General features: G+C 48.3%; 14 protein-coding genes. 2 read left to right on the top strand and 12 right to left on the bottom strand.

What is annotated here, in order from left to right; translation table 11 throughout:
- Positions 1–20: 20 nt before the first annotated feature.
- The 3 genes from PK629_05130 to PK629_05120 all read right to left on the bottom strand — a co-directional run bounded on the left by PK629_05130 (position 21) and on the right by PK629_05120 (position 3,143).
- Positions 21–1,265 carry a hypothetical protein gene (locus tag PK629_05130; protein ID HOP10855.1) on the bottom strand — a complete coding sequence of 415 codons (1,245 nt, stop codon included), beginning with the start codon at positions 1,263–1,265 and terminating at the stop codon, positions 21–23.
- Between the two features lie 184 nt (positions 1,266–1,449).
- Entirely contained in the window at positions 1,450–1,938 is a 489-nt protein-coding gene (locus tag PK629_05125) for a hypothetical protein (GenBank protein HOP10854.1), read from the bottom strand.
- Between the two features lie 257 nt (positions 1,939–2,195).
- On the bottom strand, positions 2,196–3,143 hold the full coding sequence (locus PK629_05120) for a D-2-hydroxyacid dehydrogenase (GenBank protein ID HOP10853.1): 948 nt from the start codon (positions 3,141–3,143) through the stop codon (positions 2,196–2,198).
- 239 nt (positions 3,144–3,382) lie between these two features.
- Here PK629_05120 and PK629_05115 point away from each other — a divergent pair, with 239 nt between their 5' ends.
- Positions 3,383–5,545 (top strand): SpoIIE family protein phosphatase, encoded by a 2,163-nt coding sequence (locus PK629_05115; protein ID HOP10852.1) that lies wholly within the window; start codon positions 3,383–3,385, stop codon positions 5,543–5,545.
- A gap of 74 nt (positions 5,546–5,619) precedes the next feature.
- On the opposite strand, the gene PK629_05110 is transcribed toward PK629_05115, so the two are convergent.
- The 9 genes from PK629_05110 to PK629_05070 form a co-directional block, all read right to left on the bottom strand.
- Entirely contained in the window at positions 5,620–6,210 is a 591-nt protein-coding gene (locus PK629_05110) for an HD domain-containing protein (GenBank protein ID HOP10851.1), read from the bottom strand.
- 23 nt (positions 6,211–6,233) lie between these two features.
- The gene (locus PK629_05105; protein HOP10850.1) at positions 6,234–7,151 is read right to left on the bottom strand and encodes an MBL fold metallo-hydrolase; all 918 of its coding nucleotides are present in this window, start codon (positions 7,149–7,151) and stop codon (positions 6,234–6,236) included.
- A gap of 147 nt (positions 7,152–7,298) precedes the next feature.
- On the bottom strand, positions 7,299–9,800 hold the full coding sequence (locus PK629_05100) for a DNA translocase FtsK (protein HOP10849.1): 2,502 nt from the start codon (positions 9,798–9,800) through the stop codon (positions 7,299–7,301).
- Positions 9,801–9,841: 41 nt separating this feature from the next.
- A complete protein-coding gene (locus tag PK629_05095) occupies positions 9,842–10,723 on the bottom strand; it encodes an undecaprenyl-diphosphate phosphatase (GenBank protein ID HOP10848.1) in 882 nt (293 codons plus the stop codon).
- A 285-nt stretch (positions 10,724–11,008) separates the two neighbouring features.
- Positions 11,009–11,704 carry a sigma-70 family RNA polymerase sigma factor gene (locus tag PK629_05090; protein ID HOP10847.1) on the bottom strand — a complete coding sequence of 232 codons (696 nt, stop codon included), beginning with the start codon at positions 11,702–11,704 and terminating at the stop codon, positions 11,009–11,011.
- Positions 11,705–11,732: 28 nt separating this feature from the next.
- Positions 11,733–12,578, bottom strand: a complete 846-nt coding sequence (locus tag PK629_05085; protein HOP10846.1) for a sigma-E processing peptidase SpoIIGA — start codon at positions 12,576–12,578, stop codon at positions 11,733–11,735.
- 146 nt (positions 12,579–12,724) lie between these two features.
- Positions 12,725–12,847 carry a sporulation transcriptional regulator SpoIIID gene (locus PK629_05080; GenBank protein HOP10845.1) on the bottom strand — a complete coding sequence of 41 codons (123 nt, stop codon included), beginning with the start codon at positions 12,845–12,847 and terminating at the stop codon, positions 12,725–12,727.
- Between the two features lie 19 nt (positions 12,848–12,866).
- Positions 12,867–14,402, bottom strand: a complete 1,536-nt coding sequence (locus tag PK629_05075; protein ID HOP10844.1) for a recombinase family protein — start codon at positions 14,400–14,402, stop codon at positions 12,867–12,869.
- A gap of 320 nt (positions 14,403–14,722) precedes the next feature.
- A complete protein-coding gene (locus PK629_05070) occupies positions 14,723–15,748 on the bottom strand; it encodes a hypothetical protein (GenBank protein ID HOP10843.1) in 1,026 nt (341 codons plus the stop codon).
- Between the two features lie 337 nt (positions 15,749–16,085).
- On the opposite strand from PK629_05070, the gene PK629_05065 reads away from it, so the two are divergent.
- A complete protein-coding gene (locus PK629_05065; protein ID HOP10842.1) occupies positions 16,086–16,550 on the top strand; it encodes a helix-turn-helix transcriptional regulator in 465 nt (154 codons plus the stop codon).
- The last annotated feature ends 585 nt before the right edge of the window (positions 16,551–17,135 follow it).

Below are 17,135 nucleotides of genomic sequence, written 5' to 3'. Positions count from 1 at the left end.
TGATGCTTTTTATGCTGATTTTAATATGAGACGTTTATTTTTCGAATGGCATGATCATAATCCGGACTCTTTACAACGATCATATTAATTTTTTCACCGACCGGAACGGTTACCTGAACTTCTGCATCGCCGATAAATGTAAACTCATTGATAATTGTTCCCCGATCAGTTTCAACATGATCAAAGATTTCCTTTCGTTTGTATTCGGTTACATAGGGGCTGATCGAAAATTGAATTGTGTATATAGATCCATCAGTGTCAGCTTTTACTTCGTTAATCTTAATACTATATCCATCTTTATAGTTGACATCACATCCTCGTAATTCAACATCATCTCCTATGGAGTAAATTTTGTTTCGCTTTTCCGAGACAGCATCTGATATTTTTACAATTTCTAAATATTTTTTTTCATTTACATACCATTCATCCTCGTATATCACAAGAAAACTTTGATCATAAATAACCGCTCCATATATACCTATTCTATCAGCATCGAAAAAGGTAATCCCATTTTCAAAGACCATATAATCTATGGCATTTCCATGATTATCCGTCGCTTTGTCTAATTGAATATACCCTTCCGGTTTTGTTTGAACCACTTTAATATTACTGCCATTAATTATTTTTCGGATACACCCCGGATAATCAGGGCTCTTTATAACAATGATTTTTATTTTTTCTTCTACAGGAATCAACACTTCAAATATTCCCGCAGTATATTCATAATCCTTAATAATTGTTCCTTTGTCAGTTTCAATGTAGCTGAAAATTTGCGACTGTTTATTTTCAGGGATGTTTGGGCCCATTATGAATCGGATACGGCATAATTTTATTTTACCATCACTGTATGACAGCACATCGAAAAATTCCACCGTATATGGAATAAGTCCAATCCCGCGAAGCTCTATGGTATCTCCATTGCTGTATTGCGTGTTTCGTTGCACAGTGACCCCTTTTGCCATAGCAACTAATTCCGAATACTTTTTTTCATTGACATAATATTCATTTTCGTGTTTTACAATGAATTGAGTGTCTTTCAATTCCGTTTGATAGGTGCAAATCTCGTCGGCATCCAAAAACGAAATCTGTGATTCGCCGATTGTGTAATGCAGACCGCCGACATCAAGATTGTCTTCTGCGATATTTAATTTTACAAATCCGGACGGTATGTCTTTCACAACATTTACTTTATTTCCGCAAGACATCAGGAAAGAAGAAGCAAATACGAAAAGGACACTCAACACAAGCACGTTTTTCTTTTTCACGTTGTTCTCCATAAATTATATATAATCCAATACATTTTGCATTTCTATACCCGCTTTTTTATCATAACCCTTTATCGCTGAAATGTCAATATATTCCTCGGATAAAAGTAAAGCGCCGTTACTACGACGCTTTGCATTTACGAAAATTCACTTTTCACTTTAAACTGCCAACTGTTCACTTACTCTAAAACCTCCTTACCGGCTGTGCTTCTTCCTTCGCGCGCTCTTCCCGATCCTTTTTAACAAGGATCAAATTGAGCAGCGCAAACACCCACCCGGTAGAGGCAATCATTATCAAAACGGCATAACTCCTATTGCCGTTGGGCGTATATGTCACGGCAAAACCCGACAGAAACGTGAGCGCACCCAAGATCAGCACATACCGGCTGGGTACCAAATAGTTATCGTTGCCGCCGGGAACCAGATAATGATTATATGTATGAAAGCTTTTCATCGCACAAACGAATAACGCGATTGAAGTGAGCAGCACCAACCCGAATATGGCAAAACTCAGGTAGCCCAAAGGGCTCAGCAGCTGCTCTCTCATCTCGCTACGCTTGTTCAGCATAGAAATCAGCGACAGTCCCGAGAACAGCGCAATGGATGATCCAATGAGCGCTTCGATAAACATGACAATCCCCGAAATCTTTAAAATCAACGGCCCTTTTGCCATGATCTTCACCCCCACCGCACTGCATCTTATGAAAACACCGCTGTTTGAATTCACTCAATATCTTTCTATTTATATCATATACCCGATTTTTTCACGCGTCAATATGCTGTTGCAGAAATAAAAAGCGCCGCTATCAAAGCGACGCTTCTTTTGCTGTCTCATAATTCATTTATTGAACTCAGTACAACGGACTCCGGATATGTCGCTGTCCACTTTTCACTACCAACTGCTCACTTTACCACTTACATTTTACACTTTCAACTGACGACATTGATGGGTTTCTCGTCCATAAACGCCTTGATATTGCCCGCGACCATGCCGATTAACCGCTGGCGCGCCTCCTTGGAAGCCCATGCGGTGTGCGGCGTGATCACACAGTTTTTAGCTTTGAGCAGCGGATTGTCGGCTTTCATCGGCTCAACGGTCAGCACGTCAAGACCCGCCGCCGCGATTTTTCCGTCATTGAGCGCATCAGCCAGATCCTGCTCGTTCACAACGCCGCCGCGTGCAGTGTTGATAAGCACGGCGGTCGGCTTCATCAACGCGAGCGTATCCTTGTTGACCAGCTCTTTGGTCTGCGGAGTCAACGGGCTGTGAATTGTCAGAAAGTCGGAATGCGCAAACAGCTCCTCTTTGCTCACGAGTTCATACGGGCAGTTCTCGGGTTTCGTACGCGTGCAGATAATCACCTTCATGTCGAAGGCGTCGGCGACTTTGGCGACCGCTTTCCCGATGCTGCCGAACCCGAAGATACCGAAAGTCTTATCTCGAATTTCAATGATCGGATAGGGGAAATACGAAAACGCCAGCGATTTGACCCAGTCGCCGTTATGCACCGATTTGTCATATTGGCCGATACTGCCCGCAATCTGCAATAACAGCGCAAACACATGCTGCGTGACCGAGTCGGTCGAGTAGCCCGGCACGTTGCAGACCGTGATCCCGTGCCGCTTGGCGGCCTCAAGGTCGATGTTGTTATAGCCCGTGGCAAAAATGCCGACGTATTTTAAATTCGGACACCGCGTAAAAACCTCCTCGGTCAAAACCGCTTTGTTGACCAAAGCGATGTCGGCATCCCCGATGGTTTTGGCCAAATCCTGCGGCGGGACGATGTCGTGAAAAGTCACGTTGCCGAGAGCTTCGATGGGCGAAAAGTCCATATCCCCGACCGTAAGCGTGCATTTGTCAAACAGTTCAATCTTCATAAACAATTTCCTCCGGGAAAAGAATACAAATATTATATCGTAAAACCGCTTTCGTTTCAAGATATTGCGAAAACGGTTTTACATATGTGAAGCCGCTTACCGCTTCTTCCCGTTTATTATATTAAGCGGCTTCACTTTTTTATCCATAAAAAAATTCGCTCAGCTTCCACCCTTCGACCGAATCTGCCCCCTCCGAGTACTATCATAAATCTACGGCATGTCCGTGGAGGGTAAAAGAGATGGAGAGAATCTTACAGAGAGTAAAGGTGTTTTTTTCCGCACGAGAAGAATTAAAAGCCGGAGTCAAAACAACGCTGTTATGGGCGGCGCTCGGTTTCGGTGCGGCATTTTTTAAAGTGGGCAACGGCTACACCCCCTTTGCAGCGGCATTGGTGGGTGCTTTGCCTTTTATAGGCGGCCTCTCGGCGGGTATCGGCGCGATAGTTGCCGGATTGATCATGCTACCGGACATTCAGGGCGGTATCGTTTTGATGTCAGCGGGTTTGGCACTGGCGGCAAGGATGTTTTTCCGTCAGAAATCCCGCTTTTGGAGCATATCCATGGCGGCGCTTGCCGTACTGGCCGCTTCTGTTCTGCTCAAATATCTGCCCGATAAAACGGTTTTCACATTGCTTGGGGCGATTTTTGAAGGTCTTTTGACCCTCGGCGTCTGCTTTTTGGTCAGCCCCTTGAACTTTACTGCGGCTTTTTCCGACCGGGCGTCGGGATTGGCCGCGTTTGTCATTTTATTTGCGGTCTGTGCGGCCCCGGGCAGCATCGGTTTCGGCGGCCTCGCATTGGGCAGAATTATCGCTGTCGCGGCGTTTTTATTGCTGATCCGTGACGCCAGCCCTTTATACGCGGCCGCCATCGGCGGGGTCGGAGGGTTTATTCTGACCTGCACGTCAAAAACCCTGATGGTGCTCTCCCCCGCCCTTGCGCTGGCGGCTTACGCGTTCTGTGCCTTCCGCAGGAGTGCCTACGGGCGCTCCTTTTTGTTTTTCGGTGTCTCGTCTGTGGTTCTGATCGCCTGTTCGGGCGCCTATGACGCATTGGTCTGCCTGTATGAAGTCGGAATCGCGGCGCTGGTGTCAGCTTCGGTACCGATCAAACTCTATGAAAAACTGAAACGCGAAAAAAGCCGCCCGCCGGTACGGGAAAGTCCCGAATCCAGACGATTGTTTGCGCTCTCCGATGCGATGCGCGAGGTCTTCTGCGATCTGCGTGAGGCCAATACTCGGCTTTCTGCGCTGAAAGCGCCTCATGTAACCCCGGAAACCGTTGCACGGGAAATCTGCCTCACCTGCCGGCGGAAAAACCTCTGCTGGAATCTTTCCTACGCCCAGACCGACCGCGCTTTGCGCACGGCAATTCGCCAGGGCGGCGACTTGTCCTTCTGCATAAAAGGGGAACAGGTTCATAAAATGATTGAGGCGGGCGACACGGGTGGGGAGAACCTCAGCGCCCGCCAAAATCCCTGCGAACACTTTGAGATGATGTCCGATTTACTGCTTGCGGCAGCGCAAAACGCCGATTTTTCTGGCGAGGACGAATATCTGAAATCCGCTTTATCAGGGCTGCTGCGCCGTCTGCGGCTTGATGTGGTCACCCAGTCCGCACTTTCCAACGGCAAATCCCTGCGGCTGCGTATCGTCTGCGTAAACGCACCGTCAGCCTCCGATCTGCAGCAAATTTCGGCACTCGTCGAAAAACACACCGGTAAAAAGCTCGATAAAACCCGCATCGAACGCGCCGCGGGCGGTTATGAAATCACCGCCGAGAGCGCGCCCGCCGTCACGGTCGATTTTGCATTGGCACAGCGCAGCGCCGACGGCGTTTGCAGCGGCGATATCTGCCGCATCATCCCCGAGCGGGGATTGTTTATCCTCTCCGACGGCATGGGCACAGGGCCGAGGGCGGCCCTCGACGGCCATATGGCAATCAGCGTATTCGAAAAACTCTACTGTGCGGGTTCGGGCATCGACATCGCCCTCTGCTGTGCCAACAGTGCGCTTGCCGCCCGTACCGACAACGAAGCGCTGGCGACCTTCGACGCACTTTTAATCGACGACAGCACCGGCGAAGCCGAATTCATCAAGGCGGGGGCATATTTGAGCTATGTCCTGCGCGACGGCAGCGTCTCGAAAATTGAGGGCAACACCCTGCCGATCGGCATCCTGGGTGATCCGCAGGTTTTCCGCCGCAAGGTGCGTCTGCAAAAAGGCGACGTCATCGTGATGACCTCGGACGGAATCATTGACGAAGAACTTCCCGCAGCCCGTCTGCGCGATAAAAAAGAACGGTCGCTTAAGGCCTTCTGCGAGGGACTCGCTGAAGAAGCCAAAGACCGTTCCGCTGATAAAAAAGATGATATTACCGTACTTGCAATCGAGGTGAGTTGATTGTTTTCCCAACTGCTGCGGCTGTGCAGCGTACCGTATTTAAAACAGCTGTATTGTTATCTTTGCTACATACTTCAACCGATCAGATAGCCCGTTTTCACAAAATCCCCGACGGAACTCGTCACGAACGCCCAGATATCCGGCATCGCCGTGCGGATCGGTTCCATACGCTGATACACCTGTGCGGTGGTCACACCATGCCGTTTCCAGGTGTGTCCCTCGGTCATGATATTATTGATAAACGGCTGCAGCCGGTCAATGGCGCAGGCGTATTTTGCATCGGGGGTCTGTTCGGCGTCAAATTCTCCCCACAGCGCCCGAATCTCTTCGCCCTGATCTTTCGGCAGCAAGGCAAAGAGCTTATCGGCGGATTTCTGTTCGCGCTGCAGTTTATCGGCATTCCCGGCAGCATCGTAAGCGAATGTGTCCCCGGCATAAATTTCAATCAAATCATGCACCAGCGCCATCTTGATCACCCGATTGATGTCGACGCTCTGATCTTTACAGTGTTCAAAAAGCAGCATCGCCATGACCGCGAAATGCCATGAGTGTGAGGCGTCGTCCTCCCGCCGAGAACGGTCAATCAATATCGTCTGCCGGAAAACCGATTTCATCTTGTCGATCTCAATTAAAAACTGCAGTTGTTTTTCAAAACGTTCGTCCATTTTCCATCCTCCTTTCAAGGGGGTTATTTAAAAAGTTCATCCGGTATCTGCGTACTCACACTCAGTCCCCCGTCGCTTTGGGTGCAGACAATTCTGCCGTTGTGCCGGGTGTCATAGACCTTTGTCCCGAGCTCATCAAGCCGCGCAACAACCTTTTCCATCAGATAATCCTCGTCGGCATCGTCCCGTGCGGTGATCAATGCGATTTCAGGGGAAACCGCACGTAGAAAATCCATACTCGAAGACGTTGTGCCGCCGTGGTGCGCCACTTTCAAAATATCGCAGTCCAGCAACGCCGCAATCCGCGGATTTTCCAGCATCTTTTTCTCTTCGGCCACCGTCGTGTCGCCGGTCAGCAGCACCGAGATATCGCCGCAGTCAGCCCTGACGACCGCCGACCAGGCATTGAGTCCATCGTGGTCGTCACCGATCGGCGAAAGCACCGTCAGTTTGATATCACCGTTGATGTCATAGATATCCCCCGGCTCACAGGAGAGTTTCTGCACGCCGCTGTCAATCACGGCCTGATTGAAATTCCGAACCACCGCCGAATCACCGACCTCATCCTCTGGAATGTCCGGCGCAAGCAGTGCGTCGACGCTGATCAAATCCTCGTTCAGCACGTCGTCAAGCCCGCCGATGTGGTCGGAATGCGGATGGCTTGCGATCATCACGTCGATGTGATAAATTTTCTGTGCCAGCAAAAAACCGACCACGTCGCCCGCGTCGGAGGTCTCGCCCCCGTCAACCAACACAACAGATTCCCCGCTCTGCAAAATAATGCAGTCGGCTTTGTCCAACGCCAGCACCGTCATCGTGAATTCGGTCGAATAGGTCTTCGGCTCATTTGCCGAACCATTTTGTTCAAAAAACCAAATACCGAGCGAGACCACCGCCACAAGCAACAGCGTGATCAGTCGTTTTGTCGTACGTTTGTTCATAATGGCTCCAACAAATTATTCCCCTCTGTGGAGGGGTGCCCACAGTGCGGGCGGGGTGGTTCGTTCTGCACCCTCAGAGGGGAGGTACTCAAACAGTACAGCATAGATTTTAATTCGTATAATAGTATATGATATATACTCTATGTATTACTTGTCCTGCGACCGCATTTTCATCTCGGCCCACTGCTGACGGGTAATTAACACCGCGCGGGGTTTGCTTCCGTCCATGCCGCCGATGATGCCGCGTTCCTCCATCTCGTCGATGATGCGCGCGGCCCGTCCGTACCCGATACGCAGTTTCCGCTGCAAAAGCGATGTCGACGCGCCTCCGGCATCGACCACGCAGTCGATGGCCTGTGTCAGCATATCATCAACCGGCTCATCCCCGCCGGAGCCGCTGTCGCCGCGTTCGGCGGCGCGCTGTGCCGCAGCCAACTCGATCTGCTGTTCAATGTCGGCGTCATAATTCGCACCGTGTTTGTTCTTGACATAATCGATGACCCGCTCAACCTCGGCGTCGGAGACAAAACAGCCCTGAATGCGCACCGGCTTCTGGGTGCCGATCGGGCAGAACAGCATATCGCCGCGCCCGAGCAGTTTTTCCGCGCCGCTCGAATCCATAATGACCCGCGAGTCGACCTGTGATGAGACCGCGAATGCGATGCGGCTCGGAATGTTGGCCTTGATCACACCGGTGATGACGTCGGTGGACGGACGCTGCGTGGCGATAACGAGGTGCATACCGGCCGCGCGAGCCATCTGTGCCAGACGGCAGACCGAGTCCTCTACGTCGGTTCTTGCGACCATCATCAAATCGGACAGCTCGTCGATGACCACAACCACCTGCGGCAGCGTGTCAATGCCCGGCGTATGCTTTGCCATTTCGTTATAACCGGTCAGATCACGCACGTCATGCGCCGCAAAAAGTTTATACCGGTCCATCATTTCATTGACGGCCCAAGCCAAAGCGCCCGCGGCCTTTTTCGGGTCGGTAACGACCGGAATCAGCAGATGCGGAATGCCGTTATAAACATTCAGCTCGACCACCTTCGGATCGATCAGCAGCATGCGCACGTCCTCGGGCTTGGACTTATAGATCAAACTGATTAAAAACGTATTAATACAAACCGATTTACCCGAACCGGTTGTACCGGCAATCAGCAAATGCGGCATTTTTGACAGGTCGGTGACAATCGAATTGCCCGTGATGTCCTTACCGAGTGCCACGGTCAGATTCCCGGGCGCCGTGGCGAACTTGTCCGATTCCATGACCTCACGCACATTGACGGTGCTGACGGTCTTATTCGGAATTTCGATGCCGATGGCGTTTTTGCCCGGAATCGGGGCCTCGATGCGCACACTCTGCGCCGCCAGTGAAAGAGCGATATCGTTGGACAGGTTTGTGATCTTGCTGATCTTGACACCCGCCGCCGGCTGTAGCTCATAACGCGTGACGGTCGGACCGCAGCAGATGTTGATGACCCGGGTTTCGACGCCGAAGCTCAGCAGCGCGTCAACCAGACGGCTCGCGGTAATGCGCAGCTCGTCGTTCAGCCGGGCGGTGTCACGGGGCTGCGGTGCGGTCAATAAATTAATCGGCGGTGATTTATAATTGAGATCCTTGACGGGTTTATATTCCGAGGACGTCGCGCTTTTTGCCTCCTGTTCGGCGACCTGCGCAGTGGCCTTTTCGGCAATGCTGTCGATCTCGGCGGGAATCTCGGTGCCCGGAATCGGCAGCGTGTCCCCCTTGAGCGGGTGATCCTCGAATTTGATGTCGCCTTTTTTATAGGGGCTGTTCAGATTGGCGATGGCGGCCTCCAGGCTGGCCAGTTGCTGAGGATTCGGCTCGGGCAGCGGTGCGGGAGGGGTCATAGACGATTTGACGGGCTGCGCGTGCTGTATCGGAATTTTATTATTGTCGTCGAACTTGACGTCGGTGTTGAATTTTGGTTTTTTCCCGAGCTGTGACGCTGCGGTAGCCTCTGCGGGAATCTCATATCCGTCCACCAGCACCGGCGCTTTGCCGTTCTCGACTCTGCGTACTTCATTTTTCTCCCGCGCTTTCCGGATCATATTAATAATATTAATTACACCTTTGCCGCTCATAATCGCAAAAACCGCAAGCGTCACAACGACCTCGATGATAATGGCGGGAGTTTTGCCGAACCTGGAAATCGGCCAACCGATTAAAGCGCCGAACCAACCGCCGCCCCAGCCCTGTTTCGCTTCCCAACCCAGTTTGAGCGCATCGGAATAGGTGAGGTCAAACGCGCCGTATTTGGCGGTAAAAAACAGCGAACAGATAAAGGCGGCTAAAATTGCCATCTGCCAAACCTTGGCTGAAATTTTTTCCGCGCCCACGTCAAGCGCCAGCAAAAACGCGGTATAGACCAGCAGAATGCATAAGATCCAGCTTGCCACACCGAATACGCCAAAGAAGAAATCGCCGACCGCCTCCCAAGGCTCTTTGCCCGGAATGACGAACAGACACAGCAACAGCAGCGCCATTGCGACCAAAACGACCGACCAGGCCGTACGGTTGGCCTCGGTTGAAGCCCGTTTGGCGGATTCCGATGTTCTCGTCACCGCCTGTCTTTTTTTTACGGATCCCGCGGGAGTTTTTGCGGCAGGTTTTTTCGTCGCCATTTTTTCCTTCCTCTTCTTTATAATGTTAATTCATCGTTGTTTTATTGCAGTCCCAATAATGCACCGAGTGGCTGTCCGCTGATTTTTTCAGTCAGACCCGCCGCAATTACGAGCAATCCGACGACGGTACAGTACCATCCGAAATACCGGAACGCACCGCTGCGAACGGTTTTGGCCAAGAACTTGATTGCAAAATATCCGACGACCGCTGCGATTGCAATCCCGATGAAAACCGGCAGCACATTGATTTCGATATTCCCCTGCACCGCGTCTTTGATCTCGAGCGCCGTTGCCAGCAGCACTGCGGGTGTTCCGAGAATGAACGAGTAGTCGAATGCATATTCCCGGTCATATCCGAGCATCAGCGAGGCCGAGATCGTGCTTCCCGAACGGGATACGCCCGGCAGCGTCGCCACCGCCTGCGCCAATCCAATCAAGACCGCGTCTCCGGCCCGCATATTTCCCGCGGTTTTCCCGCTGTTCTTTGGTACCGCCAGCCGCGAGCCGATCAGAATCAGCACCGCTGTGAACAGTAAACAGACGCCTTCGACAATGATGTCGCCATCGCCGACCAGCCCCTCAATTTGATCCTTTACCGGCAGGATCACCGCCAGCATCAGGCAGGACAGAATCAGCATGATCAGCATTCTGCGCCGCGGGGTCATATCCTTCAACCGGAACTTGCCCGTAAAAATGTCTTTGATCGTCAGACCCAGCTCTGCAATCAGCTCCCAGAGCTGTTTATAAAACACCGCAAACACGGCAAACAAGGTCCCCAAATGCAAAAAAACCGTTGCGGACAGCGCCTGATCGGTGATCCCGGCAAAATGCTGATAAACCGAAAGATGTCCGCTGGAGGAGATGGGCAGAAATTCCGCCAGCCCCTGTAAAATCCCCTGTATAATCGCGTCGAGAATTGTCATAAAGTGCCTCCGTAAATATGTGTTCCTATTATATCACAAACCAAAATCCAACGCAATGCGGCCGGCATGATGCCGGTTTCAAACGCGACGGGCAGTGCCCGCTCCCAAACGCGTCATGGAATCATCAATCCATAAACCTGATAACACGCGCTTCCACCCTCGGTGTTATTTCGTCACCGTAGGGGCGGCCCCATGTGGCCGCCCACTATGTAAAGCTTTTATAAATTATCCGCAAAAAATCCCCCTCTGAGAAGGGGAATTAATTATATCCTCAATTTTTCATCTTTAAATCGCCGCCAAATCCCTGCGTAATTGACGGATGATTTTCTTTTCGAGCCGCGAGATATACGACTGCGAAATTCCAAGCTGGTCGGCGACCTCCTTTTGGGTCAGTTCCTTTTTCCCGAACAGCCCAAACCGCATGCACATAATCTCCCGTTCCCGTACCGGAAGCCGCTCGACGGCCTCATAAAGCTGTCTGCGCTCGTCGTCGCTCTCAACCTTGAACCCGACGTCGTTGCCGTCGCTGCCCAAAACGTCCGCAACCAGCAGTTCATTACCGTCCTTGTCGATGTTCAGCGGCTGCTCAAGCGATAATTCCCCACGTTGGTTGGAGCATTTGCGCAGATACATCAAAATTTCATTCTCAATGCAGCGCGAGGCATAAGTGGCCAGCTTAATATTTTTATCCTGTTTAAACGTGTTGACGGCCTTGATCAGCCCGATCGTGCCGATCGAAATCAAATCTTCAACATTGGAAGAACCCGCATCGAACTTTTTGGAAATATAGACAACAAGCCGTAAATTATGTACGATCAGCTTTTCGCGCGCATCGTTATCGGTCGCACAGGCAGACAGAAGCTCCCGCTCGACATCGGGGTCGAGCGGCGGCGGCAGAATCTCCGGCCCGTTGATATAAAACACCGGGCGCAGCCCGAACAACCGGGCAAAAAAATTAAAAATGCGGGTGATCCCTCTCATCTTTATATTCATCCTCTCGTCTTTTTCATCAGACCTCAACTTCATCTCGAACAGCCGTCGGCAGCAGCGTTTCACCATCCTGATCCAGTTTGTCCGAAACCGCAATCAGCAATTTTATATCTTTATTCCCGATTTTCACGGTGTCGGGCAAAAACCCGGGCAAAAGCCCCCCGCCGCCCACGGTTTTGCAGGGAATCAACCGTACCCTGCGCCGCCATACCTCGTCGCTGCAAACTCCGTCCCCGCAGAAAAACCGCGCCGCATCCCCGGTGAACAGCGGTGAGACTGCGCTTTCGGGGGTCACCGCGACCGGAAGACCGCTGATCGGATCGCACAGCATATTACCGCTGTCGACAACGGCTTCGAGGGTAACGCTGCGCTTACCGACCCGAACAATCATTTTGTGACTTTTTGACGGCAACTTGGATTCGGTCAGTTTAAAGAAAATCCGCAAAATCAAATAACATCCGGCGGTCGCCCCGATCAGCAGCAGCGGTGAAATCTGAAAGTACACCGCACCGCCCCGATAGGATAGCCGTTCGGTTCCAAGTAACGTCCGGCACAGCAAAACCGCACCCGCGAACACCGCACCGCACCCGCAAAAACACAGTATCCGCTTAAAAAACGCCTTGGCTCCGGCGGGTCGAAATGCTGTCAAAATAATAACCGCCGCACAGATCAGGTTGGCCGCGACACATAAAACCGGGAAATCGCCGAGAAAAAACAACAATCCCGACAACCCACCGAGTGCGCTCGCCAACAGCAGCCGCCATCCCACAATACGGACGCGGCAGAATTTTGCCGTCGCCGCCAGTTGAAACAGGGTCATATAGGCGTTGAGCAAAAACAGGATATCGACATAAACAACCGTCATCTCATACCACTCCCACGCTCCGAGTATACCGCCCGGTCCGCGCGAATCCTGCCGAAACCGCTACTCCCCTTTGTTCACTTTTTCTTTTCCCTCGGGCGGATCAGCCCGCGACCCCCGATGTGGAATATCGCTTTTTACCGCTCCGCCTAATGGGTTTTCATACCCTGATATTTTTCCCTTGTGGCAAGTCCTCCGCGTATATGACGCTGTTCCCGGTTGCAATCCAATACCTGCCGTACTCTTGCGTATAATCTTCTGTCGATATTCATCAGCCGTTCTGTCATATCCTTATGTGCGGGAGTCGTCAAGTAGAACGGTTTCATCCAGACCTAAGTCACCAATCACACGCAGGTATACATCGACGTTTCCTTCGCTGTCAATAACGATTTTCTCTAAAATCTCTCTCAACTCCGAATTTGTCAATTCCTTTACCGAAGTGATCTTTTCAATTGTCCCGAAAGTGTTCTCTATTAAGTTTTCAAGTTGATCTGTTTTGCTTAAGTTATATTCAACCAATTTCAACGATGTCTCAAGTTTTTCGATCTGTTCCTTTATTCCGCCGATGGTATCATTCAATTCCTGACGGCTGATGATATCATCGTTATACATATCCATGTATTTCTGACGTTTCTTTTTTAAGGAGTTCAATTCATCCATGAGTGCTTTTTCGTAGTTTTCGTTTTCGTCCTTTGCCTTGTATTCCTTGACAAACGCGCTTTTCAAATTCTTTATAACTTCCTTCTTACGTTCAAGCGTCTCTTTAAAATACCGATCTAGTTTTTCAATCAATACATCCTCATCAACTGTGACCGCATTCGAGCAGCTCTGCGGGCCGTGGCTGTTATGCTGACTGCAAATCCACCGGATATATGTATTCTTATATTGTCGAACCGCCCGCCGGAAGGAATAGCCACATTCTTTGCACTTAATCAACGTAGAGAACAAATATTTATTACTGTGGCGTTCCTTAGTGAATTTAAAGGTGCGTGCCCTATCCGTTAAAATCAAACCGGCCTTCTCAAATGTCTCTTGATCGATGATGCGCAGTTCCGGATTCTCGGTGACCAGCCATTCGCTTGCTTCTTTGTCTTCCCGCTTACCGGTTAAAAAATCGGTGACTTCCTGTTTTCCGTTGATCACCTTGCCGGTGTAAAGCTCATTGGTGAGAATGCGGCAAACACCGTTTTGACTCCAATTGCAGTTGCGTTTCGTTTTGATGCCGCTTGCATTCAGCATATTGGCGATTTGCAGACCGCCGTGGCCGTCTTTGATATACCAGTCATATATCTGACGAACGACAGCAGCTTCTTTTTCATTGATGGCAAGATTGAAATAATCCCCTATGGTTTTATCGTAACCGTAAACAATATTCGGCACTCTGCCGTTTTCAGCGTTAATCTTCTTACTGAACTTAATCCGCTTCGAAGTGTTAGCGCTTTCTTCTTGGGCAAGAGCACCGAATATCGTCAATACGAACTCACTGTTTCCGAGCACGCTCATATTGGCCGTGAGAAATGTTGTTTCAATCCCTAACGCCTTTAATGCGCGTATGCTCTGGAGAAAGTCAACCGTGTTTCTGGCAAACCGTGAAATGTCCTTTACGACAACCATTTCGAAAAGACCCTTCTCGGCATCCTTTAATAACTGCAAAAACTGCTTCCGGTTTTTAATCTTCGTACCGGAAATGCCTTCATCGGCATACACCTTCACTAAAGAGTGACCGGTTTTCTCGGCGTATTCGCCAAAGAATTGTTTCTGCATGGCTAAACTGTTGAGCTGATCGGACTTGTCCGTGGATACACGGCAATACGCTACGACGTTCATAACAGAGCCCCTTTCTTTTATGACAATGCCATTCTGTTATGACGCAATTATACATCACATAGATTCTAATTGCAACATTTTTCTTTATTCGACTTTTTTTCCGAATTTGCTTTTTCCATAAGCACTTTCTCGAATTTCCGCTTATTGGCTTCGAGGAATATCCGGTATATGTATTCCGCTGTTTCCTCGGGCGGATTCGGATTATGAAAGCGGAAATTCAGTTTCTGTGCCTTCGACATCGTTCACCGTCCCCTCTCTGCTTGTCCATCAGCACAATATATGCTTTGATTTTATATATGTATTCACCTTTTCTTATGATTTTAAAAATACACATCGTAATCCCCTGACTCTGCCCTGCGTTTCAAATCTTCGTAATTCTTATATTCAGACATGGGAATCTGAAATTCGCAATAATTACCGTTCGATGTTTTCCAGTGGTATACGACAAAATCAATTCTGCGCCTGAGCTGTTCGAATGTGTCAATATGACGATACTCTTCAACCATTTTCCTATATACATCTTCAGGCGGGAACACAGAGGTGATATGAACTTCAACCCATAAAGGAACAATATTCGCATACCGGCTATGAACCTGTGTTTTGTAATTGGATAATATGCTGTTGAGTAAAACGCTGTATTTGATCTGTCCGCGAAATTCATCAATAATCAAATATGTCTCAGCGCAGTATAAGTCAAATCCTCCGCTTTCACAGTCGGTAAGCATATAGACATTTTCTTGCCCATATTTCTCACAAAGCTGAACATAGGTATAGCTCTTTCCTGTCCCTGATTCACCAACATGCCAATAGGTTGTGATTTTTCTTTGAACCGGCGTTTCCTTTTCCCGTTTTGCAAAGAACGCATCTTTGATCATTTTTTCATACTTTCGATAACGAAATGACATTGCCATGATCTGCTTCGGCGTATAACCATCGTCAATTAACGCCTCAATTTCGTCTAAATCGCTGCGATGACCTTTAACTCCGCTGATCTCTCCATGCCTTTCAATGCAGATGATCTTTTCACCCTTCTCTTCCCATTTGCCGCGCTTATTGATATAGTCTTCGGCCTGATCACGATTTCCCTTTGTCGCTTCTATGTGCATTTCAGGGAATGTCTTTTTAATCATTGAAAAACGCATTGTTTTTTTATCCTCAAAGACGCAGTGCAAATGATGCAGCCCTTCGGCGGATATACAGAATGCAACCGCGCATGTCCTTGACGGATTTCCATCACACCACTCATTGACGATTCTCTTGGCCACTTCTTCAGCTTCCCCGGTATACCCATGTTCCACAGGGTTATTGAAGACGCAAAACCATGATTTACTAATAGTATCACTCATATTATTTGTTTCCTCTTTCCATTGCCTTATGGCAATTAATTTGTTGTTATTTGCGCCCATTGGTAACCCGTGGGGTTACAGAAGCGCAGCGGGAAATTCAGTATTCAAGCCATTTTACGGCACTAGTAACCGTATCGAGGTGCGGGGTAATACTGACCCGCACCTTCCCTCGGTGAACAATTCAACTTTACCACAACCTTTTTCTTCCTACAAGGTATTGGTAATTTATGGTTTATTAATATATACTACACGATAAACGTTTTAAAAACATTTTATCTCTATATATGCATTGTATTTTAGTAATTAATTTGTTATAATAACGGCGAGGTGATATTTAATGACTAATGATGACTATGTATCTATCGGTAATCGGGAGCGAACTCGTTTTATCGGAAAAATCCTTACCTATTTGCGAAAAAGAGCAGGTAAAACCCGTAAACAAGTAAGTATCAAGACCGGAATAAATTTATATAATTATACCAACTATGAAACAGGTCAATGTGCGCCGCCAATAGAATCTCTTATTGTTTTAGCTCTTTATTATAATGTAACCATTGATTTTATCACCGGTATGTCCTTCTTAATCCATTTTCATAATATGGGAAAAGAACTACAAGACACGTTAAATAATTTAACCACTGATCAGTTAATAGAAAATTCCGAACGTCTTGTAACTCTTTTCGAGAATATATGCTATATGGCTGCAGCGTCCAAAGAAGGAATTAAAATTTGCGCTGAAAGGCCTGATCTTGAAGCTCTTGCAACCGAACAATTAAAAAAATTAGCCAATCTCCCTTCATAACAACAGTCATCCCCGCGTCGTTTTGCGCGGGGATGACTGTATACTTGAAAACTGTCAATTTATTGTGTGTCATTCTGTTTTATTTAAATGTGCTGTACTCGTTCTTCCTGATTCTAATAATTTATACGCATTATGACTTAAAAATTCTCCCGACATTACTTATTAGATAACCACTAGTTGACCTCAGGGCTACTATATTAAATATGCATTAACTCTTTCAAGTTATAATCAAAGAACAATTTTGTGTACTTATCATCATTATAATAACCAACCATCGTGCACCATTGTATAATATGATTCAAAACTAAATCAGTTTCTGAATCAGTTAAATAATATATTCTTTTTACTCTATTTAAAATAAAGGTTGGAAGTTCATAAGAAGTCAACCACATCAGATCAAATGGATTCGTTATTTCTAAAATGTAAGTTAAATAGTCCATTATTTCCAGATATGCTTTTTCTCTTTCTTTATACGCACTATTTAATAACATAATGTTGATGATAATAATTCTTCATGTTGGCATTTGTATATTCGACGAAATTACTCCAATACCATTACCACACCTTATTTTATTATCTATAAAC

This window comes from Oscillospiraceae bacterium, from assembly GCA_035380125.1.
GTDB lineage: Bacteria > Bacillota > Clostridia > Oscillospirales > JAKOTC01 > DAOPZJ01.
The sequence above is the reverse complement of the archived record's forward strand: the minus strand, read 5'-3'. Positions and strand labels throughout refer to the sequence as shown.

Excerpts from the sequence above, each read along its gene's own strand:
- PK629_05125 (HOP10854.1), bottom strand. The coding sequence starts at position 1,938 with ATGGCAAAAGGGCCGTTGATTTTAAAGATTTCGGGGATTGTCATGTTT.
- PK629_05120 (HOP10853.1), bottom strand. The coding sequence starts at position 3,143 with ATGAAGATTGAACTGTTTGACAAATGCACGCTTACGGTCGGGGATATG.
- PK629_05115 (HOP10852.1), top strand. The coding sequence starts at position 3,383 with ATGGAGAGAATCTTACAGAGAGTAAAGGTGTTTTTTTCCGCACGAGAA.
- PK629_05110 (HOP10851.1), bottom strand. The coding sequence starts at position 6,210 with ATGGACGAACGTTTTGAAAAACAACTGCAGTTTTTAATTGAGATCGAC.
- PK629_05105 (HOP10850.1), bottom strand. The coding sequence starts at position 7,151 with ATGAACAAACGTACGACAAAACGACTGATCACGCTGTTGCTTGTGGCG.
- PK629_05100 (HOP10849.1), bottom strand. The coding sequence starts at position 9,800 with ATGGCGACGAAAAAACCTGCCGCAAAAACTCCCGCGGGATCCGTAAAA.
- PK629_05095 (HOP10848.1), bottom strand. The coding sequence starts at position 10,723 with ATGACAATTCTCGACGCGATTATACAGGGGATTTTACAGGGGCTGGCG.
- PK629_05090 (HOP10847.1), bottom strand. The coding sequence starts at position 11,704 with ATGAGAGGGATCACCCGCATTTTTAATTTTTTTGCCCGGTTGTTCGGG.
- PK629_05085 (HOP10846.1), bottom strand. The coding sequence starts at position 12,578 with ATGACGGTTGTTTATGTCGATATCCTGTTTTTGCTCAACGCCTATATG.
- PK629_05080 (HOP10845.1), bottom strand. The coding sequence starts at position 12,847 with ATGAATATCGACAGAAGATTATACGCAAGAGTACGGCAGGTATTGGAT.
- PK629_05075 (HOP10844.1), bottom strand. The coding sequence starts at position 14,402 with ATGAACGTCGTAGCGTATTGCCGTGTATCCACGGACAAGTCCGATCAG.
- PK629_05070 (HOP10843.1), bottom strand. The coding sequence starts at position 15,748 with ATGAGTGATACTATTAGTAAATCATGGTTTTGCGTCTTCAATAACCCT.
- PK629_05065 (HOP10842.1), top strand. The coding sequence starts at position 16,086 with ATGACTAATGATGACTATGTATCTATCGGTAATCGGGAGCGAACTCGT.